The following is a 21819-nucleotide window of genomic DNA, read 5'->3' on the forward strand; positions in this document are numbered from 1 at the left end:
TATGAGTAGGAAAGGAAACTGCTGGGACAATGCTTGTGTTGAGAGTTTCTTCCATTCTATGAAAGTGGAAGCGATCCAATATGAGCCGATTATGACGAGAGAGCAGATGCGCCAAACGATCTTCGAGTACATAGAGGTTGATTATAATCGAACGAGAAGGCACAGTGCTCTTGGGTATCTAAGCCCAGTTAACTTTGAACAACAAAATGTCGCTTAATGAAGTGTCCAGTCTGGCTGGAGCAGATCAATGCCTGCGATCTCAAAGGTTGCTGACATGAGTGTTAATGAGGACTTTTTCTTTTCCTATCTAATCTCACGTGCTTAACCTCGGCTTATCTAGCAAAGTATACGTGTCAAATCGCTAAGTTAATCATTAAGCTGTGCCTATCATCGCTTAAGCCTCTTTTCCCACCAACAGACCTTGCTTTAACAACTCTATAGGCTATTAGTTACATATCCATCAATTTAATGAATCTATTAATTACAAATTAAAGATCAATATCAACGTCACCGGCTTAAAGGGAATTAACCATGAGTAATCCATCGGAACCTCAGCGTAGACCGCTGTCTCTTTCAATTCGTAGTAAATTCATTCTAATCAACCTCACCCTATTTGTTTCCGTCTTCGTATACGCCATCTATGAGCAAATGAGTTTAGATAAACTCGAGTCGTTAGAGCGAGCAGCGAATGAGAACCTCAGGAGCTCAGTTGATCTCTTAATGTTGAGGCGACATGAGAAAGATTTCTTAGCCCGTAATGATCAAAAGTACGCAGAACGCTTCGATAAAACCGCCAACATCTTGAATGAACGATTGGTGACTTTGAACCAAACCCTAACCTCACACCAGCTTCACCTATCCGATCAGATGACTCGGATTTCAGAAACCCTTCATCAATATCAAAAACAATTTCATCAGATAGTCGACCAAGTCAACGATATAGAACGAACAACCGCCCCATTGGGTTTTGTTGCGACGTTGAATGAAAGAAGAGAAGACCTGAAAGTCGCTATCGAGCACGAGTCTAACTTAACGCTGGAGCTTGCTCTGTTGGAGCTAATAGAAAAAGACTTCCATTACCTTGCTCATACGAATGATCAAACGAACCGTACGTTAGAGCAAGCACTCATAGAGTTCAAACCCTACTCTCAAACCTCTATCGCAACTGAGCAAGCTTACTTGGAGTATGAAGGTGCAGTAAAAGCGCTATTGCTTGCTAATAGTAATCTTGGTTTGTCTGCTGAACTTGGTCTAAGAGGCGCACTCCGCAGCAATGTTCACCAAACGGAACAAGCGATTGACGCGGTGCAAACACAAATAAGCGAAGCCATTACCGCGGCCAGCACTAACACTAAAAATACACTCCATCTGTTTGGTGCCGCTATCGTCGCATTGCTTTCTTTGTTGTTGGTGTTCATTGGTCGCAACATACTCGCGCGTATTAAAGCGATTAACGTCATGATGGAGTCGATTGCCAATGGCAATGGTGATTTAACGGTGCGAATGAATGCCAAAGGTAACGATGAATTAGCACAGCTCGCTCACTCATTCGATACTTTCATCAACAAGCTACATGGAAACATCAAAGAGCTGTCGAGTGTAATGAAGGTACTGACCGACAGCTCGTGTAGCTCTGAAGAAGCCGCGATCAAAAGCATGAGCAATGCAGAGAAACAGAAACAACAATCGGAGTCTGTCGCAACGGCAGTTAACGAATTGGTGATGACTAGTAATGAGGTCACAGCCAATATAGAAAATGCCGCGACTAACGCCGAGAAGATTAAAGATAATGCCCATCAAGCCTTACAAGAAACACATTTAACGGATGCGAGTATCAATGTGTTGGTTGAAAACATTGCAGAGTCGCAAGACTTAATCGTACAACTTGAAGAACAGAGCCGTGAAATCAATCAAGTGGTGACGACGATTCAAGGAATTGCCGAACAAACTAACCTACTTGCGCTTAACGCGGCGATTGAGGCCGCACGTGCAGGTGATCATGGACGAGGCTTTGCGGTGGTCGCCTCGGAAGTGAGAGAGCTTTCTTTAATGACTAACGACTCAACTCATCAGATTGAATCGACTATCCATGGTTTGACGTCTGTTATTGCCAAGACAGTAGCTAAGATGTCGGCAAGCTTAGAACAAACTGAACAAGTTAAGCACCAGACTAAAGATGTGGTCAATGCAATTGAAGGTATCCACTTCCAAGTTGGAGAGATGTTCGATCTGAACAGTCAGATAGCGACTGCGTCTGAAGAACAATCCATGGTATCTGCGGAGATCGACCGAAACATCAGCGACATCGCTCATCTAGCAAGTAACACACATACCGTCGTATCAGGTTCAGTGCGTTGTAGTGAACAGGTATCGAGTGTGAGTGTGAAATTAGAGAAGATAGTGGCTCAGTTTAAATACTGATATGTATTCCACTTTGTTGTGGATTATCACCACCTCTGAATAAACTGCAGGTAATAAAAAACGCCCTTATCGCTTTATGCTGATAAGGGCGCTTTAATTCTATAAGGACATTTTCCGTTACCTGTAGACTATCGATGTCTACAAACAGCGGGTGTCCGAAGCACTAATCTAAATTAGCCACGTGCTTTTAGGAATTCAGCGTAAGTACCACGGAAATCATTGATCTTGCCATCTTTGATTTCAAGGATACGTGTTGCTAGAGAGTCTACGAATACGCGGTCGTGAGATACGAAGAACAATGTGCCTTTGTAGTTCTCAAGAGCCAAGTTAAGCGCTTCGATAGATTCCATATCCATGTGGTTAGTCGGTTCATCCATAAGTAGGATGTTTGGCTTGTGCATCATGATCTTACCAAGAAGCATACGACCTTGCTCACCACCAGAAATTACCTTAACTGATTTCTTGATGTCGTCTTGACCAAACAGCATACGACCTAGGAAGCCACGAACAACCTGCTCGTCTTCACCTTCTTGACGCCATTGGCTCATCCAATCGAACAGGTTCATGTCTTCTTCGAAGTCATGAGCATGGTCTTGAGCGTAGTAGCCGATGTTTGAGTTTTCAGACCACTTGTACTCACCAGTACGAGCTTCAAGTTCGCCAGCTAGTGTGTTTAGTAGTGTTGTTTTACCCACACCGTTCTCACCAATGATCGCAACGCGCTCACCTACTTCGAAGATCGCATCGAACTTGTTGAATAGGTCTTCTTCAAAGCCTTGAGATAGGTTTTCAACCACAAGTGCGTTACGGAATAGCTCTTTAGACTGTTCAAAACGGATGAATGGGTTTTGACGGCTAGAAGCTTTCACTTCTTCAAGCTGAATCTTATCGATTTGCTTAGCACGAGACGTTGCTTGCTTCGCTTTAGATGCGTTAGCAGAGAAACGAGAAACGAACGTTTGAAGTTCAGCAATTTGTGCTTTCTTCTTAGCGTTATCAGACAGTAGACGTTCACGCGCTTGAGTTGCTGCCGTCATGTACTCATCGTAGTTACCTGGGAATAGGCGAAGTTCACCGTAATCAAGGTCAGCCATGTGCGTACAAACAGAGTTTAGGAAGTGACGGTCGTGCGAAATGACGATCATTGTGCAGTTACGTTGGTTTAGCGTATCTTCCAACCACTTGATGGTATCCATGTCCAAGTTGTTCGTTGGTTCGTCAAGAAGCATGATGTGCGGGTCTGCGAACAGAACTTGCGCTAGAAGCACACGAAGTTTCCAACCAGGTGCTACTTCGCTCATTAGACCGAAGTGTTGTGATTCTTCAATACCAACAGCAAGAAGAAGCTCACCCGCTTTCGCTTCAGCCATGTAACCGTCCATTTCAGCAAACTGAACTTCAAGGTCAGCGACTTTCATGCCGTCTTCTTCGCTCATTTCTGGCAAAGAGTAAATGCGGTCACGCTCTTGCTTGATTGCCCATAGCTCTTTGTGACCCATGATAACCGTGTCGATTACCGTGAATTCTTCGTAAGCAAATTGGTCTTGGTTTAGCTTAGCTACGCGCTCGTTTGGGTCGTAGCTTACGTTGCCAGAAGTCGGCTCTAGTTCACCAGATAGGATCTTCATGAACGTCGATTTACCACAGCCATTCGCGCCGATTAAACCGTAACGGTTACCTTCGCCGAACTTAACTGAAATATTTTCGAAAAGTGGCTTAGCGCCGAATTGTTGGGTGATATTTGCTGTGGAGATCAATGCCTTTACCTTTTTAATGTGAAAAACGCCGCAACGTTACTTGTTCAGGGCTTTAACTGCAAGTATTGATTGCAATTACCCGCTAATAAGTGAGCGATAACCTAGCTAAATCATAGTTTGAGGTAACTCACATTTTTGATTTCTATTTATGGAGTGATAAATAAGCCAATCGTGCAATATACAAAGTACTGAACCGACGAGTAAAAACCGTCTTATATAAAGACATATCTTGTCTTAATAATTTAATATATCGCATAGCAATCCGTTACAAACAAACCGACTTTGCTTCAAGCTATTCACAACACTCTTCAATGAACAAATAGTAGCTCAATGACTGACAGTTTCATGACAATGAGCCCAGATTCGGGGATAAAGTACTCGCCCTCATTAATGCACGAGATTTCACAAAGCTCGATTATCTAACTATAGTAATCCTAACCTCATAATTCTAAGAGACTTTTATGCGTTCATTACCGCGCTTCTTATTCTTCATATTAGCCATGCTCTCATGGCCAAGTCATGCCAACTTGGAATATGACTTACAATCACAGCCTCAGGTCTCTGACATCGCCCAAGATCTGAATAATCGGATCGATCAACTGCCCGACCCTCTGTTTATGGAAGCGTCAGATAAACGCAAAGTAAACCGACTGCTCGCAGAGGTACTTCGTGTCCAGAATCAGCAAATCGCCAAGTTCGACCAACGACTCAAAGCCTATCGTGAAAACAGCGAGCCAGAACAGTGGTTCGGTGTGGAGTCTAGCTACGTCACGTTGAACAGTTTGAATGTGAGTAAGCAGCACTTATTGGAGCAAAGCACCGCAAGTAACAGAGAACGCTTGACCGGTTTTGGCCCTTACGGTGTTACCCAGTTTAAGCAAGAGTGGGAACTGACCAAGCTTAACGTTGAATATTTGGTGTATTTCCAAATACGCAGCTTCAAAGCACTTATTAAAGACATCTTCATTTCGCCAGTGCCCGTAATCGGTGCGGCGTTAAAAGTACTGTTCATCTATTTTGCACTAGTGTGGTGGTTAGCGAACAGTAAAAGGTTGATTGAACTGTTTCGCGTTAACCTGCTTGAGGCGAAACCAAACCCTCCATTCCTGATTCGTTTAATTTGGTATGTGAGCCGTGCGGATAGAGCTATTGCTTGGTTAATTGCCATCACGCTGTCGCTGCGTGTGCTTTCAAGCATCCCTAGCCTGCAACACCTGATATTCCTTGAGATCTTCACATGGTGGATTCTAGGTGGCTCGATCGCAATCAGCTTCATTCTTGAGTTTGCGTACCGCATGGGTCGTACATCAAACCAAGAAGTGATTGCCCTACGCCTTTCAACGATTCGACGTTATGTGTGGAGCTTCATTGTTGCTGGTGTGATTCTGCAGATTTCTAGTATTACGCTAGGTAAAGGCACCATCTACAGTTGGATTTACAGCGTCCTATTTTTCTGGTTTGTGTTGGTGACCATCTCGGTACTTCGTTTATGGAGAGCTAAAGTATTCAATAGCCTAGAGCATATCTCTGACCGTCCGGTATGGGTTAATTGGGCTGTGAATCGTCAAGATACCTTCTTACTTAATATCCTCGCGACTGCACTTGGTATTGCTTGGTTGAGTGTGTATCACTTCCAGCATCGCATCATGTCACTGCTTTCTAACTACACAGTATTCAGTCAAGCACTGGCTTATCTGTTTAGGATTGAAGTGGCTAAGCAGTCTGATCTCGATAAGAATCAGAAAAACCTAGTGCGTATCAAAGGTGACCAAACTTACGAATATATTCTGCCTGGCTCTATCGACAGCGAGCTTATTGACTATGCGGGTGACGAAGTTAAACAACTTTCTCGCTATTTGATGTCCGACAGCCCAGCGATTTGTATTGTTTCTGGTGAACGTGGCGTAGGTGCAACAACGCTGCTGTATACCCTACTGCACAAGGTATCGAATGCAGAGCCAATTTACGTTAGCTGCCCTTACGCGGGTTACCAAGAATTACTGTGTCACCTTGCGGTAAGCATTGGCTTGGAAGAAGACGCAACTGAGATTCAAATCTTGGCGCACCTTCGTAAGAGCGATACGACTTATCTGATTGCAATTGATAATGCCCAGCGCCTAGTTAAACCAATGGTTGGTGGTCTCTCAGATCTGATTCGATTGACTAACTTACTGCGTCGTTCGAAGAAGAACCACAGAATCGTGATGTCGATTGCTAAGTCTAGCTGGCGATTTGTGGATCGAGCTCGTGGCGAGCGCCTGTTGTTTGATTTGGTTTGCTTCCTTCCGCGTTGGACAGAGAAACAAGTTGGTGAGTTGCTTACCAGCCGTATCAATACTGAACTTGAGAAGCCATTATCATTTGATGGTTTAGTGGTACCAAAGCAGTGGGATCAAGATGACATGAGCGAAGAAGAACGCGCACGCCAAGGTTTCTATCGTATCTTGTGGCACTACTCAGATGGTAACCCGACCGTTGCACTGCGCTTCTTCCGTCTCTCTTTGAACAGAAATAAAGAGACAGACCAAGCGGTAGTAAGGCTGTTCCATGTACCAGAAGCGCAAGAACTAGAGAACATGCCAAAACCTATGCTGGCGGTACTGCGCTCTATCGTTCAGTTAGAAATTGCGTCTACCGAGGTGCTATCAGAATGTACTCAGCTAAGTATTGCCGAAATCACCGGTATTCTTCGCTACTTTGAGAGCCGTGGTTACATTGGTTGGAATGAAGATAAGGCAAGAATCTCTGATCACTGGTTCCGTCACATTACTAACGTGCTCGACCGTCAACATTTATTGGTGAAGTAAAATGAAGAAGTTATTTGTCCTATTACTTGTTGGCTTGGCGACGGCGGTAAGTTTCCCGACTTACGCGACAGAAGAGTTAGCCAATGTAGAAAACATTTCGAAGATCGCGAGTTTGGTTCGTTGGAGTGGCGTGTTCTTCTCTATCATCGTCATTGCAGCGATGTGGTTATTATTGAAGTTCATTAACTCAATGGTGACGAGCTTTGGTAGCCAATTCGTGCAATATCGAATGCTGCTGCAAAAGCTTCAATCGTTCATGCAATTCTTCATTTACGTGAGCACTGGTCTTATCGTGTTCATGATGAGTTTCCGCATTAACGACCAAATCTTGGCTCTGATTGGTGGTACCCTAGCCGTGTCGGTCGGCTTTGCGCTTAAAGACTTGGCGGCCTCTTTCATCGCGGGTATCACCGTAATGATTGATAGACCATTTCAAGTAGGTGACCGTGTCACGTTTGAAGGTAACTATGGTGACATTATTACTATCGGTTTACGCTCAGTACGTATGAGAACTTTGAACGATGACATCATCACAATTCCAAACAACAAGTTCTTAAACGAAGTGACCACCAGTGGTAACTATGGCGCGTTGGATATGCAGGTGGTGATACCGTTTTATGTCGGTATGGATGAGGACATTACCCTCGCACGTGATCTGATACAGGAAGCAGCCTCATCAAGCCGTTACATCCACCTACCTAAGCCTGTGACGGTATTGGTGAAACAGACCATTACTGACAACTACCTAGCAATACAGTTAACCTGTAAGGCTTATGTGGTCGATACAGCCTATGAGAAGCTGTTCGAGACTGATATTACACTTCGTGTCATGAAAGAGTTTAAGAAACACAATATAAACCCACCTAAAATCTCAGTGGCTGCCCACTCTTAATTTTTAGGTTGTTCTCTAGATTGCTAAAAACAAAACACCTCCGCACTTGAATAAGATTCGGAGGTGTTTTTTTATGGTTTCTGCCTATTTAACCCTGTTGTCTCTCTAGCTCTTCAAATTTTGTGGTGAATTGGACTAAACCTTAAAGTACTTCAACTGTTCAGTGAGATGTTCAGTGGTGTTTGCCATCTTCTGACTATCTTCAGCCAACGATTGTGAAGCCTGTAGTACTTCGTTAGCGGCCAAGTGAATACCAGTGACACTCTCACTCATCTCTGTTGCTACTGTGCTCTGCTGCTCAGACGCTGCCGCAATTTGCGAGACCATATCATTGGCGTTGTGTAGCTCATTCACAATTACATCGAGTTGCTGGCGTGTCTCGTTAGATGCAACCACGCTGTGGTCCACTTTCTCATTGCTGCTTTGCATAGCATTAAATGTGCGTTCAGCTTGTTGTGTTAGCTTCTCAATGGTCGATTGCACTTCGTTAGTCGAGTTCTGTGTACGGCTCGCTAGATTACGAACTTCATCGGCAACGACAGCAAAGCCACGCCCTTGTTCCCCAGCTCGTGCTGCTTCAATCGCAGCGTTGAGCGCCAGTAAATTGGTTTGTTCTGATACATCACGAATCACACCAACCACTTGGCTTATCTCTGTAACACCAGATTGAAGATCTCTGACCAAGTTATTTGCAGTCGAAATGTTCTCAGATACTTGAGATATGGTCGTTGCGGTTACCTGCATGTTTTCATCATTTTGGTTAGCGTGATCGACCACTTTGTTGGTACTCGCAGCGGTGTTTTCTGCATTCATCGCGACATCTGAAATGGTCGCGCTCATCTCTGTCATTGCTGTCGATAACAGCTCAAGTTGTGCATGTTGCGAATTGACACTGGTTGCTGCTTCTTCACTGGCCTGAGCGATATGACTTGCCATATTGCTAGACAGGTCCGCAGACTCGTTTGCTGTACGAAGCGTCGTTTGCAGTTTGTCGAGCATGGTATCGATCTGGTGGCTCATATCGCCTAGCTCATCTTTACGTGTCATGTTCATACGCACACGAAGGTCACCATCAGCAATCTTATGCGTGTTGTCGATAAGCTTGTTAAGCGGTACCAATATGTTATTTGAAATTGCATAGCCCATAGCAAACAGCAAGCCTGATAAAACAACCGCGACCATGCCTTCCTTCAATGCCAATGCGTAAAAAGCCTCTTGAATATCAGCGACCAGTATTCCTGAGCCAATAATCCAGTTCCATTCAGGGAAGAGCTGTACGTAAGAGATTTTATCTTTGAGTTCACCTTGAGGGCTCATCCACTGATAATCGAGAAAGCCTTTTTCTTGAGGAGAGCGTGAGATCGTCACCATTTCACGCCAATGGTGCTTTCCTGCGCCGTCTTTCAAATTACCTGCGTTAGTGCCGTTTAGCTCTGGCTTTAATGGGTGGCTGATAATGTTGAGTTGCTGGTTGAGGATCCAGAAGTAGTTGGTGTTGTCGTAACGAAGCGTCTTAATAGCTTGCAGCGCTCGCTCCTTTGCGACTTCTTCACCGAGCACGCTGCGTTGGCTGTAGTAATAGCTGGCTAAGCTAACGGCAGTTTCAACTTGGGCGCTGAGCTTATCTTGACGCTCTTCCATGGAACTGGCTCGTTGTTGCATCAGATTAAATGTTGATGCCATTACCAGTAATACAACCGATAGAACGACAATTGAGGCGAGTTTTGACTTGATAGATAGATTACTTAATTTCATAGCTGGCTGACTTTAATATTTTTTTTGATTATGGATTTTGGATCAAGTTATCAAAATTTCGTACAGTTCAGATGATATGCATCAAGATTGTCAAATATACACTGTGTTACATAACTAAAAAGAGGTATAGGTCAAACCGGTAGAGGTTGAGGTTTTGTGGGTGATGATTTAGTAGTGCGGGATTTTCGTGCTTGGGCTGAAAATTCAACTAACAGCCCAAGCGCTTAAAGTAACGATCGTGTGACAGTTTCTTTAATTAACTCAGAGATTTGAAATCAATAACTGCGGTGTCGCTTTTTGTTGAAGATAGATACTAAATCGGCTTCCTTTGCCCACTTCTGATTCTACACGTATCTCGCCACCAATTTGGCTCAAGATACTCTGAGATACGGATAGGCCTAAGCCAGTACCGTCACGTTTCGTTGTATAGAATGGTGAGAAGATTCGTTTTAACTGCTCTTCTTTGATGCCACAACCTTCGTCTTCAACATGTACGATAGCACCATGAGATACGCCGTTCTCAACCCAGTCTTCACTCGAAATCGTTAATGTTCCCTGCCCGTCCATCGCATGAATCGCATTCATTTGTAGGTTTACCAGAATCTGCAGCAGTTGGTTTCGATTTACTTCAACCGATGTTTTAGCGTTTAGGTTCGAAACGTAAACCATATCGCGCTTTTTCGCCCCAGTTTTCACGAGCGTAATACTTTCATCTACGATCGGGTTGATGTGTTGCCACGTGATCTCATCCTGCACACCACCGTGTCGGCTATATTGCAGTAAGCTGCGGGTAATGTTTCGGATTCGGTCGATTTGCTCCATGATGGCATGGACCTCTTCTTCGACACGGCTGACTTCATCACCTAACTCAAATTTCATCAACTCAACGTTACCGAGAATTACTGCTGTTGGGTTGTTGATCTCATGAGCAATACCAGCGGTAAGCTCACCGAGTGCTGCCAGCTTCTCATTGACCACCAGCTTATCTCTCGCTTGATTGAGCAGTTTAATGTGTAACTCAAGCTCTTCGGTTTTCTCCTTCAAACTTGCGGTACGTGAATGCACTTTACACTCAAGTTCTAACGCCGCTTGTTGAATCTCTTGATTACGCTCATGAAGCAGATCCAGCATCTTATCGAACTGTTTAGCGAGTAAAGTAAGCTCGTGTTGATCATCCAAGCCCAACGTGCCGATGCGTTTATCTTTGCCCAATTGCACGAGCTTCACCACCTTATGAATTCGTTCAATTGGGTCGAAAAGATCGCGGGCACCACGGTGAACGATCAAACCAGAAGCAAGCAACAGCAACACAATGATGATGCTGATTTCGCCAAGGTTAGTCAGGTAGGTTTCAATGAGAGGCCAGATTAGATAACCCGTGTAAAGCATGCCAATAACCTTGCCAGACTGGTCATGAATTGGCTGATAAGCGGTGATGTACCATGCATCATAAACATAGGCACGATCCAACCACTCTTTGCCCTCATTGAGGACTTTTGAGTGAACTTCATGAGAAACGCGCGTACCAATTGCTCGTCCCTCACTGTTTTCACTGCTTAGTGGCACGTTTGTACTTACACGAAGGTCATCAAGAAAGACGGTGACAGTACCGACATGGCGATTAAATCCATCTCTTTCCGGATAGATTAGGTTGCTGATCTGATCAACCAACTGTGTGCTGTTGTTTAGCAAGATCCCGCCATCAAGAAAACCGATCACATGGCCTTGCTCATCTCTAATCGACACTACGGTGCGGCTCACCAAACCACGAGTCTCAACGTTATCACCATTGAGCACCGGGACCTCCGCTTTTTTGGCAAGGTCACGATCTAAGTAATTAAGTTCTTTACTGTCTAACACACTAAAGAATGAGGATTTATTGGTTAAATCTAAGTACTCGAGTTTCTTCGCCATGTTTCCAACACTGCGCCAGCGTAAAAAGTCGAGTTCATAGCGCGACTTATTCTCAGAAACCCAATGAATAAGTTCATTTTGAGAAACGCCACTCGCTAGCTTCATTTGAAAATTGTAAGACTCGGCAAACGCACGCACGTTGTAAGCTTGCTGGTTTTGAATCAGATGAATACTGTTGTCTGCTACGTCCAAACGCTCATCGACATCAATCAAAGCGCCGTGCCAGGTATAGTGCACAGACCAATACAAAGTGATCGCGACAAGAGCACAAAGCGTTAGAAAAATCGGCGCTGATGTGAGAAACAGTAAGCGGTAACGCACCATTGTTTTGAAACGGAACGCCCACTTTGCCCACCAATGACGTCTAATCGGCATATTCAGAGCCTTCTGTATTCCAATCTTTGTATTTACGTTCTAACGTTTTGCGTGCAACGCCAAGATCTCTTGCAGCAGCAGATTTATTGCCATCGTGGAAACTCACAAGCTGTTCGATATGTGCCTTCTCAACTTCTTTAAGTGTCCAGGTGTTTGGATACCCTTCAGCAGCGTCCGTTGGATTCAAGTTTGGCACTTCAGCTCCGTGTGACACCGTCACTGAAATATTCGCTGGCGCAGGTTCGCCATTTATCTCTCGCCAATAGTGAGCTGGTGGCTTATCTAATAGAATGCAGCGCTCCACCATGTTCTTAAGCTCACGAATGTTGCCTGGCCATTCGTATTCATTCATCGCCAAGATGTCTTCATGCGCCCAATGAGGAACCGGCATACCCAGTTCACTCGACAATAGACGAGTGAAATATGGAACAAGCTCTATCAGATCGGACGGTCGTTCACGTAAAGGAGTCACATCAATCTTGAGTACATTGAGTCGGTAAAATAGATCGCGACGGAAATGCCTTTTCTCGACCTCTTCTTGAAGGTTTCGATTGGTTGCCGCGACAACACGAACGTCTACAGAAATCTCTTTCTCACTGCCTACCGGGCGAATGGTGCGTTGCTCGAGCACTCGCAATAATGCGGATTGCATTGGCAGCGGCATTTCGCCGATTTCATCAAGGAATAACGTACCGCCGTTAGCAACTCTGAATAAACCTTCACGATTCTTCTTCGCACCAGTAAAGGCGCCATAGGTGTGGCCAAATAATTCACTTTCGAGAAGCTCTGGTGCAATCGCACCACAGTTGATTGGTACGAATGGTCCATTACGCTTACTGGCCTCATGAATACCACGTGCAACTAACTCTTTACCGGTACCAGACTCACCTTCTACCAATACGGACGCTCGTGATGGTGCAAATTGGCTAATAAGTAGCTTGAGTTGTTTGGTCTTATCTGAGTTACCAATAATCTCGGTTTTTATGTGGCGGCTGACATCACGCTTCAACGCGTACTGCATTCTTTGGTCAAGGCGCTTATCCATACAACGAAGTACAGCTTGTATCATCTGTTCTAGGTTGAATGGTTTTAAAATAAAATCTGAAGCACCGAGTTTGAGTGCAGATATGGTCATCTCCAGATCGGCATAGCCAGTCATAAAGATAACATCGGCTTTTCGGTCGCTATCGTTGAAGGCTTCTTCCCACTCGATACCAGAGCGGCCCGGAAGATTGATATCAAGAACGATTAGATCGAAGTGTTCATTGCAACGTAGCGTTTCAGCTTCTTCTACAGAGCCCGCACTCGACACCTTGCCAAAATACTTACCTAGTGCTTTCTTTAAAATTGCCTGCATACCAATTTCATCATCAACCACCAGGACAGAAAACGCCTGATATTGGGTCAAAGTGTTTGGATTGGGGTTAGAGGCGTTTGAACTAGGTAAAGACATAATGATCAGCCGTTAGGGAAAGTTGGGACAGAGTGTACCAATTAACCTTTTGTTCAACAGGGACAATGTGCGACATTTTGTCCTAGCTCATGTTTTGGTTTATTTTATCTCGCAAAATGACGCAGTTTTGTCCGAAATAACAGCAATTTAATGAGACTTGATGCATTATTTATTGGCATTAAAATTGCTTATAGGGAGAGAATTTCTAATTACTATAATTGGCATCTTATGCACATGTCCTTCTTTGAGCCCTTTAAAATAGAAGACATGTCATTCATTTCTAAAAAAATGGACATAATAATAATGAAAGCAATTCCCCTAACTATTGCAGCTCTATCTATCGTCAGTTACTCGGCTAGCAGCGCAGAAGACACCACACATATCAAGCTTGCGACAACGACAAGCACTTATCACTCAGGTCTTCTGGACTACCTTTTGCCTGAATTCGAAAAAGATTCGGGTATCAAAGTTGATGTTTTAGCGGCGGGTACTGGTAAATCACTTCGCATGGGTGAAAACGGCGATGTGGATTTGGTGATGACACACGCACCAAAAGCCGAAGCTAACTTTGTTGAGAAAGGCTACGGTGTACTTCCTCGTAAACTAATGTACAACGATTTTGTAATCGTTGGTCCTGCAAGTGACCCAGCGAAAGTTGAATCTCAAAAAGCAGTCGTTGATGTATTTAAAGCGATTGCGACAAACAATGTCACGTTCGTGTCTCGTGGTGATGATTCAGGTACACATAAGAAAGAGATGGGTATCTGGGCTCAAACTAAGATGGAGCCAAACTTTGGTGGTTACCGCAGTGTTGGCCAAGGTATGGGCCCTACTCTGAACATGGCGTCAGAGATGCAAGGCTACACAATGACTGACCGTGGCACTTGGTTGGCTTACCAAAACAAATTGGATCTTAAAATCCTTTTCCAAGGTGACGAGAACCTATTCAACCCTTACCAAGTGATTCTAGTTAACCCAGAGCGTTACCCAAGCATTCATTACCAAGCAGCAAAAACGTTCAGCGATTGGTTAGTTAATCCTAAAGGTCAAAAACTGATTAACGACTTTAAGCTGCACGGCAAGCAACTGTTTGTGGCAAGTGCTGAGTAGTTTGTCGCTTACGCGGACTAATCCTTAGCTTGTGCTAAATAGGGTTAAAGATTCACTCTTTGCCAAACAGCACTACGCTTAACTAGTCTGCAAACTAAACAAGTAAAGAAATAATAGCTGGCCAATAAGGCTCATTAATATTGTGTCAGCTATGATTAACATCAGTCATTACCGATAAAAACCTATTATCGATTCACACGAGATACTTCATGACCTTATGGCAAACAACGCTAGATGCATTGAATTTACTGGTGAATTTTGACCACGATCTGTGGCAAATCGTCGCGGTGTCCTTCAGTGTATCTTTGTCCGCCATCTCTTTGGTAATTGTTCCCTCTATCATCATGGCTTTCTTATTGGCCTACACGGAATTCCCCGGGAAATGGGCGTTACTTTCTGTAATCAACACATTACAAGCAATACCAACCGTGGTTATCGGCTTGTTGATGTACATGATGCTTTCTCGTTCTGGCCCACTGGGCGATTGGCAACTGCTATTCACTCAAAAGGCAATGATTTTAGGTCAGATGCTGATCTGTTTCCCTATTCTAGTCGCCATGATGCACGGTGCGCTGCAAGCCAGCGATCGCCGAGCAGTGGAAACAGCGCGCACTCTGGGAGTTTCAACCACTCGTGTTGCGTGCACCTTGATCTGGGAAACTCGTTTTCCTTTGTTGGCGGCAGTCATTGCAGCGTTTTCTCGCATTGTGACTGAAGTCGGTTGTTCAATGATGGTTGGCGGCAACATTATGGGAATGACAAGAAACATCCCTACTGCTATTGCAATGGAAAGTCACAAAGGCGCTTTCGCTCAAGGTGTGGCGTTAGGCATGGTTTTATTGGCACTGGCATTAGCCCTTAACTTTTTCCTTTCGAGTGTGAGAGGAAAAGGCTATTTAAGAACTTAGGAACGCTGTCATGAGTATAAAAATAACAACGCAGCAAATTTCAATGCGCTACAAAGAGCGTGTTTTGTTCCACATCCCTGAACTGTCGATCGGTCCGAACGATGCGATTTATCTTAAGGGCGATAACGGTGTAGGAAAAACCACTCTACTAAAAATTCTGTCTGGATTGATTAAGCCGAGCTCTGGTCGAATTCAGTCACCGACACAAAGCTGGCAACATAACCTGTTTCCTCGACTAAAATTTAAAGACATCATCTATCTGCATCAGACGCCTTACCTATTTGATGGTTCTGTGTACCAAAATGTCGCTTATGGGATTCGCTTTAACAAAGAGAGCCAAAAAGATAAGCGAGCTCAAATTATTAACGCGTTGAGGATGGTAGGTTTAGAAACCCTAGCAGATGAGCACATTTCTGTGTTGTCTGGTGGTGAACGTCAACGCGTAGCAATGGCACGAGCTTGGATACTCAAGCCATCAATTTTGCTGATGGACGAGCCAAGTGCTTCTTTAGACAAAGAATCTATTGAAAGATTGGTGATTATGGCCGAAGATCTTCTTCAGAGAGGCGCGAGTTTAGTCATTACCAGTCACCAAACCAACGCGTTAACCGATTTGTGCAAGAAGCAATGGTGGATCAAAGACAACACCCTGACTGAGTCACCGCTTCTGCAAGTAATTAAAAAGAACAAAGCACAAGAGAATATTTATGCTGCTTCCAACGCAAACTAGTTGGGTTATTTTGGCTGGCGGACAAGCCAGCCGTATGGGCGGAAAAGATAAAGGACTTGTTGAGCTCAACGGTTCCCCGCTTATTCAATACGTTATAGACAAGCTGTCACAACAAGATGTCAGCATCACCATCAATGCCAACCGTAACTTAGACAGTTACCAAGCATTCGCTCCGGTTGTTTCCGATTCCTTCCCTGATTATCCAGGTCCATTGGGCGGTATTCATGCCGGCCTTAAAAATGCGACCACAGATTGGGTCGGTTTTGTTCCGTGTGACAGCCCACAAATCAGTGATGATCTCGTACAACGCTTTTGTGCGGCTGTAAAAGAAGACAGTGACATTCTTGTGGCTCACGATGGTGAATTTAAACAACCCGTGTTTACCCTATTCCACAAGCGCGTTCTTCCAAAGCTAGAAGCCTTTTTAGAACGTGGCGATCGCAAGATAATCTTGCTCTACAAAGAGTGTGTCACTGAGTACGTTGACTTCAGCGATGCACCAAACTGCTTTGTAAACCTTAATACGCCAGAAGAACTCACCCAATTCGGAACGCTTCAATAATGAAAGATTCAAAACAACGCCCTAACCTGCCGTTATTAGGTTTCGCAGCCTACAGCGGCACAGGTAAAACAACTGTACTTGAAGCTCTGTTACCTTTGTTAACCGACGCAGGTTTGAAAGTTGGCGTTCTTAAACATGCTCACCACGATTTTGATGTCGATAAGCCGGGCAAAGATAGCTATCGCTTACGTAAAGCTGGTGCGAACCAAATGTTGATCAGCTCTCGCAACCGTAATGTGATGATGACCGAAACACCGGAAGCAGAAGCGGATTTTGATTACCTATTAACGCGCTTCGATACGAGCACGCTTGATTTAATTTTGGTTGAAGGCTGCAAGAACATCGCTTTCCCTAAAATCGAGCTTCACCGTGATGAAGTAGGTAAACCTTGGCTTTATCCAAACGATGACAACATCATTGCTATCGCAGCAGACAGAAAAGTCGAATCTGATCTTCCACAAATGGCAATCAGCGACTTAGAAGCAATTCGTGATTTCATCATTGAATACGCTCAGTCATTTGACCCTGTATTGAAAACAAGCAAAACAGCGGCGTGTTCATCATCAAAAGATAATACACCAGTTGTATGTTGCGACTCTTTCTCCCCAGCAGGTCTTACCGTGACTCAAGGCCAGCAAAAGATTGTTGATAGCATTGATGCACTAGAGCTGACGGAATCTGTAGCCCTAGAACAAGGGTATGGTCGCGTATTGGCGGAAGATGTTATCTCACCAATCAATGTACCTCAGAACACGAACTCTGCAATGGACGGTTACGCCATTCGTAGTGAAGACTTAGAACTGGATAGCTACCACGTTGTTGCTGAAGTTATGGCAGGACACAGCTACGACAAGACAGTTCAACAAGGTGAAGCGGTTAAAATCATGACAGGTGCACCAATGCCAGAAGGTGTTGATGTGGTTGTTATGCGTGAGCAGGCTATTCAAGATGGTGACACAGTTAGTTTCCCAGACGCAAAAATCTCAGTAGGACAAAATGTCCGTATGGCGGGTGAAGATCTTGAAATCGGCCAACCTGTCTTTACTCGTGGCACGCGAATCGAAGCACCAGAAATGGGAATGATGGCATCACTGGGTTTCGGTACCTGCCCTGTTCTACGTAAAGTGAAAGTTGGCGTATTCTCGACAGGTGATGAGGTCCAAGCACCAGGTAGCGAGCAGAAACCAAATTCTATCTACGATTCAAACCGTTTTACGATTATCGGTATGCTTCAGAAGCTAGGTTGTGACATCGTTGATTACGGCATCATTGAAGATGACGAACAGAAGATGATGGATGTCCTTCATGCAGCGTCGTTAGAGACTGACATGGTATTAACGTCTGGCGGAGTGTCTGTTGGTGACGCTGACTATATCAAACTCGCGCTAGATAAATTGGGTGAGATTAACTTCTGGCGCATCAACATGCGTCCGGGTCGTCCTCTTGCTTACGGTAAAATTGAAGATAAACCATTCTTCGGTTTGCCAGGCAATCCAGTCGCAGTAATGGTGTCGTTCATCAACTTTGTTGAGCCAGCGATTCGCAAGCTGCAAGGTCAAACAAACTGGACACCAGTAAAAGCGAATGCGGTAGCTACTGAGCAATTACGTTCTCGCCAAGGCCGTACTGAATTTAGTCGTGGTGTGTTCACTATGAACGAATCTGGTGTACTTGAAGTTAAGACAACAGGTAAACAAGGCTCAGGCATTCTGCGCTCAATGAGTGAAGCAAACTGCTTAATTGAAATTTCACCATCGGTTGATACCGTCAAAGTTGGTGAAACAGTGACGATCATTCCACTGCAAGGCCGTGTTTAATTAGCAAAACTGCCTAGGTGTGTTGATTGCACTAAAGCTCGAAGCCCCTTCTGCGATGGTTTAATCACAAGGGGCTTTTATATTTCAGAGCTAACCTTAATAAGTAACCCATTAACTAAGTTAATCTTAAGATTTCTTACCATTACCTTGAGCGACGTACGGTTTTTATGTAGAGTGCGCCCAAAGTAAAAATTCTATTGGAGCGCATCATGGCTCGTACCATTCTGTACACGTACAAAGACGAAGAAAAAGAGTTACTGTTTTCAAAACAAGAACACCGCACGATCCAAGAAGCGGTTGCGGATGCTGAAGGCATCGACATCACCGAATACTTAAAAACAGAGCAGCAGCTTGAGTTGATTTCAGACACTAAAGCAGTTCGTAACTACCAAGACAACTACTTCCGTAAGCTAGGTTTTTCAAAGCTTACACTGAAGCAAAAAGAAAACCTTGGTGTTGGTAAAAAGAAGAAGTAATTTTCTAATGAGCTTCGCTCTTAATAACGAGTTACTGGCTCTAATCACCCAAACAATAAAAAATGCCGCAACCTCTTTTGAGATTGCGGCATTTTTATTTATTCTGCGAAATGTGCTTGGCTGAAAGCCATCACTATTTGATGTTTAGGAATGCAGCACCACGGACGCCGCCTGAATCACCGTGTTTTGCTTTGATGATCTTCGGACACTTAGCAACAGACAGTAAGTACTTAGGCACACGCTTTGGCATTTCTTCGTAGATAAGCTCGAAGTTTGAAAGGCCGCCACCCAGTGCAACAACGTGTGGATCTAGGCCAGTAAACAAGTTCGCAAAGCAGATTGCTAAAAGCTCCATGAAGCGGTCAACGTGTTCAGCCGCTTTAGCCTCACCTTCGTTGTAAGCTTGGATAATCTCAATCGCTTTCTTCTTCTCGCCAAAGTAGTGCTCGTAAATCAATTCGAAACCACGACCCGATAGGTAGCTGTCTAGACAACCTTTTTTACCACAACCACAACCTAATAGCGGTGCGTTGTCACCAAGGTGGAACCATGCATCCAAAGGTAGACGCATATGGCCTAACTCACCGGCAACGTGGTTACGACCAGAGAATACCTTACCTTCGTAAACTAAACCGCCGCCAAAACCTGTACCTAGAATCAGACCAGCAACTGATGGCTCGTCTTTTAGCTCGTCATCCCATGCTTCAGAAAGCGCGAAACAGTTCGCATCGTTTTCGATCTTTACGCTACGACCGATTAGCGCTTCTAAATCTTTACGTAATGGCTTACCTGTTGATGCAGGAACATTAACAACCAGCATAGTACCGTCGTCTGCGTTTTCCATACCAGGAAGGCCAAGGCCGATTTTGCCTTCGCAAGAGAATTCGCTATCGTATTTCTTTACTAAACCAGCGATCGTATCAAGCAGTAACTGATAGTCATCTGTTGGTGTTGGAACGCGCTCTGTCGCTACTCGCTCAAGTTTCTCATTGAATGCACCAAATTCAATTTTAGTGCCGCCAACATCGAAGCCGTAATACATGAAATCTCTCCAATTTTTCCCTAAATTCGGGCAAATAAACTCTTTAAATAAAACAACTGGGGAACATTATCCATAACACTCCCCCTACAAACCGTGATAGATAACAAACTTATCTCGTGTTTGAGTCTGTTTGAACAACAAGTCAGCACAAAGCGGTTAAAGGTTAGAGTGACGTCTCATTTTTACTGTGCGCTATGAAAGCATTCAGGCTTGGTTTGGTCGGATCCGACTTGTAACGAGTCTTACTTAGCATGTAGCTTTCACGAAACGCTTCAAACCACAGCTGTAATGTTTTGGCGCCCAGCTCTTCACCTGCCTGTTTTAATACCAAGCTTGCTACTTCTGCAGTTGAGAGGTGTTGCTCATTGTCTGACTTTCGCATCATGTATTGAGAAACCGATTCAGGTTCAATCGACAACACAGGTAAATCTTGCAGGTACTCAGAACGTCTAAAGATACGTCTTGCTTCGCGCCAGCTACCATCTATGAAAATCAGAAGTAGCTTTTTGTTTGGATCACGCATTTGCGGCAGGTCTTGAACCACTCGTGATTTGTCATCGGTATAGTCTTCAGGGAACACAATCACAGGTTGATACTTTTCGCCCTTAAGAACGTCAAGCATCTCTGTGTTTGGCTCAGTTCGATGCCAAAGGTACACATGGCTGTCTTTCACCGTGTCTACAATCAAACGACCCGTGTTACTTGGCTTTAAGATTTCGTTATCAGACAAGATCAACATGGTTGCTACGTTCGTATCTATGTCTGGTTGATGCTCACAGATACAACTGTCTTGTTTGATTTTGCAATACTCACATCGCACCACCTTACATCCACGCGCGTTAAACGGCTTTGTAGAAAGTGATAAACGGTGTTGGTACAAACGATGGAAAGCGTGAATTCTCATGGACAATAACGATAGATAGAACTAGAAAAGTGGCACGATTGTACTTACAGTGGCTTGATAATGATAGAAGGAATTCTTATGCAGGACCCATCACTACTTCGCCTTGTCTGTTTTATCACCGCTTTTGTCTTGTGTGCTTTGTGGGAATACCAAGCACCTAGAAAAACACTAACGCAAAACAAGTGGTTTCGATGGGGAAATAACTGCTCATTAATGGCGCTTAATAGTGTTTTACTGGCGACATTAATACCTGTTGCGGCATTTCAAGCGGCACTGATCGCGGAAAACAATCAATGGGGTCTGTTCAATAACGTCAGCCTACCCTTTGAAATCACAGTGTTCCTTTGCGTCGTGTTATTAGATCTTGCCATTTACACTCAGCACCTCGTCTTCCACCGTATCCCTGTGCTATGGAAACTTCATCGCGTTCATCACGCCGATCTGGATATAGACGTAACCACGGGGACCCGCTTTCATCCAATTGAGATGATCTTATCGATGTTGATTAAGGTTGCGTTGATTTTCGTTTTGGGCGTACCGGCTCTAGCGGTTGTGATATTCGAGGTCGTACTGAATGTGAGTGCGATGTTCAATCACAGCAACGGTCGTTTACCTTTATGGTTCGACAAACAGCTTCGTAAAGTGATTGTCACACCAGACATGCATCGAGTGCACCATTCAGTCATCGTCAAAGAGACCCACTCTAATTTTGGTTTCTTGTTATCGGTGTGGGATATCTGGTTTAAAACGTATCGTGCTCAACCCGAGCTTGGTCATGATAAGGTAAGCATTGGCGTGCCAGAGATACGTGATGGGAAGGAACAGAGGCTGGATAAACTGATTACCCAGCCATTTAGATACAACCAGTACAAATAGAATGAGATTTAGCTAACCAA

The 21819-nt window shown here is 44.3% G+C and carries 17 protein-coding genes; 11 read left to right on the top strand and 6 right to left on the bottom strand.

Annotated features, from left to right (window positions below; genetic code table 11):
• Positions 1 to 217, top strand: a 217-nt coding sequence (locus tag L1D55_RS19755; RefSeq protein WP_239915817.1) for an IS3 family transposase, incomplete at its 5' end; no start/stop codon positions are given.
• A gap of 314 nt (positions 218 to 531) precedes the next feature.
• Complete coding sequence (locus tag L1D55_RS19760; RefSeq protein ID WP_239918565.1) at positions 532 to 2421, top strand: methyl-accepting chemotaxis protein; 1890 nt, start codon at positions 532 to 534, stop codon at positions 2419 to 2421.
• Between the two features lie 173 nt (positions 2422 to 2594).
• On the opposite strand, the gene L1D55_RS19765 is transcribed toward L1D55_RS19760, so the two are convergent.
• Positions 2595 to 4178 (bottom strand): ABC-F family ATPase, encoded by a 1584-nt coding sequence (locus L1D55_RS19765; protein ID WP_239918566.1) that lies wholly within the window; start codon positions 4176 to 4178, stop codon positions 2595 to 2597.
• Between the two features lie 461 nt (positions 4179 to 4639).
• Here L1D55_RS19765 and L1D55_RS19770 point away from each other — a divergent pair, with 461 nt between their 5' ends.
• Positions 4640 to 6985 carry an AAA family ATPase gene (locus L1D55_RS19770; RefSeq protein ID WP_239918567.1) on the top strand — a complete coding sequence of 782 codons (2346 nt, stop codon included), beginning with the start codon at positions 4640 to 4642 and terminating at the stop codon, positions 6983 to 6985.
• Between the two features lies 1 nt (position 6986).
• Complete coding sequence (locus tag L1D55_RS19775) at positions 6987 to 7877, top strand: mechanosensitive ion channel domain-containing protein (protein WP_128160563.1); 891 nt, start codon at positions 6987 to 6989, stop codon at positions 7875 to 7877.
• Between the two features lie 135 nt (positions 7878 to 8012).
• Here L1D55_RS19775 and L1D55_RS19780 read toward each other — a convergent pair whose 3' ends face one another.
• The 3 genes from L1D55_RS19780 to L1D55_RS19790 form a co-directional block, all read right to left on the bottom strand.
• Positions 8013 to 9632, bottom strand: coding sequence for a methyl-accepting chemotaxis protein (locus L1D55_RS19780; RefSeq protein WP_239918568.1), 1620 nt, complete (start codon positions 9630 to 9632; stop codon positions 8013 to 8015).
• Positions 9633 to 9893: 261 nt separating this feature from the next.
• Positions 9894 to 11921, bottom strand: a complete 2028-nt coding sequence (locus tag L1D55_RS19785) for a cache domain-containing protein (protein WP_239918569.1) — start codon at positions 11919 to 11921, stop codon at positions 9894 to 9896.
• A complete protein-coding gene (locus L1D55_RS19790; RefSeq protein WP_239918570.1) occupies positions 11911 to 13374 on the bottom strand; it encodes a sigma-54 dependent transcriptional regulator in 1464 nt (487 codons plus the stop codon). Before L1D55_RS19790 ends, L1D55_RS19785 begins: the two co-directional genes overlap by 11 nt.
• Positions 13375 to 13677: 303 nt before the next feature.
• Between L1D55_RS19790 and L1D55_RS19795 the strand changes: the two genes are divergently transcribed.
• From L1D55_RS19795 to L1D55_RS19820, 6 genes are all read left to right on the top strand, one after another.
• A complete protein-coding gene (locus L1D55_RS19795; protein ID WP_239918571.1) occupies positions 13678 to 14484 on the top strand; it encodes a substrate-binding domain-containing protein in 807 nt (268 codons plus the stop codon).
• Positions 14485 to 14693: 209 nt separating this feature from the next.
• Positions 14694 to 15392 (top strand): ABC transporter permease, encoded by a 699-nt coding sequence (locus L1D55_RS19800; RefSeq protein WP_008217899.1) that lies wholly within the window; start codon positions 14694 to 14696, stop codon positions 15390 to 15392.
• 10 nt (positions 15393 to 15402) lie between these two features.
• Positions 15403 to 16122, top strand: a complete 720-nt coding sequence (locus L1D55_RS19805) for an energy-coupling factor ABC transporter ATP-binding protein (RefSeq protein WP_128160574.1) — start codon at positions 15403 to 15405, stop codon at positions 16120 to 16122.
• The gene (mobA, locus tag L1D55_RS19810; RefSeq protein ID WP_004742253.1) at positions 16100 to 16684 is read left to right on the top strand and encodes a molybdenum cofactor guanylyltransferase MobA; all 585 of its coding nucleotides are present in this window, start codon (positions 16100 to 16102) and stop codon (positions 16682 to 16684) included. The genes L1D55_RS19805 and mobA overlap by 23 nt, the downstream gene beginning before the upstream one ends.
• Positions 16684 to 18501, top strand: a complete 1818-nt coding sequence (locus L1D55_RS19815; RefSeq protein ID WP_239918572.1) for a bifunctional molybdopterin-guanine dinucleotide biosynthesis adaptor protein MobB/molybdopterin molybdotransferase MoeA — start codon at positions 16684 to 16686, stop codon at positions 18499 to 18501. Before mobA ends, L1D55_RS19815 begins: the two co-directional genes overlap by 1 nt.
• A gap of 209 nt (positions 18502 to 18710) precedes the next feature.
• Positions 18711 to 18977 carry a DUF2960 family protein gene (locus L1D55_RS19820; protein ID WP_004742251.1) on the top strand — a complete coding sequence of 89 codons (267 nt, stop codon included), beginning with the start codon at positions 18711 to 18713 and terminating at the stop codon, positions 18975 to 18977.
• A 133-nt stretch (positions 18978 to 19110) separates the two neighbouring features.
• Here the strand turns inward: L1D55_RS19820 and nagK are convergent, their stop codons facing one another.
• Both nagK and L1D55_RS19830 read right to left on the bottom strand, forming a co-directional pair.
• On the bottom strand, positions 19111 to 20019 hold the full coding sequence (nagK, locus tag L1D55_RS19825) for an N-acetylglucosamine kinase (protein ID WP_008217891.1): 909 nt from the start codon (positions 20017 to 20019) through the stop codon (positions 19111 to 19113).
• A 163-nt stretch (positions 20020 to 20182) separates the two neighbouring features.
• Positions 20183 to 20929: a tRNA-uridine aminocarboxypropyltransferase gene (locus L1D55_RS19830; protein WP_239918573.1), complete on the bottom strand. Its 747-nt coding sequence runs from the start codon at positions 20927 to 20929 to the stop codon at positions 20183 to 20185.
• Between the two features lie 72 nt (positions 20930 to 21001).
• On the opposite strand from L1D55_RS19830, the gene L1D55_RS19835 reads away from it, so the two are divergent.
• A complete protein-coding gene (locus L1D55_RS19835; protein WP_239918574.1) occupies positions 21002 to 21799 on the top strand; it encodes a sterol desaturase family protein in 798 nt (265 codons plus the stop codon).
• Positions 21800 to 21819: the final 20 nt, after the last annotated feature.

The sequence above is a fragment of the Vibrio sp. Isolate22 genome (assembly GCF_022398115.1).
In the GTDB taxonomy this organism is placed as follows: Bacteria; Pseudomonadota; Gammaproteobacteria; order Enterobacterales; family Vibrionaceae; genus Vibrio.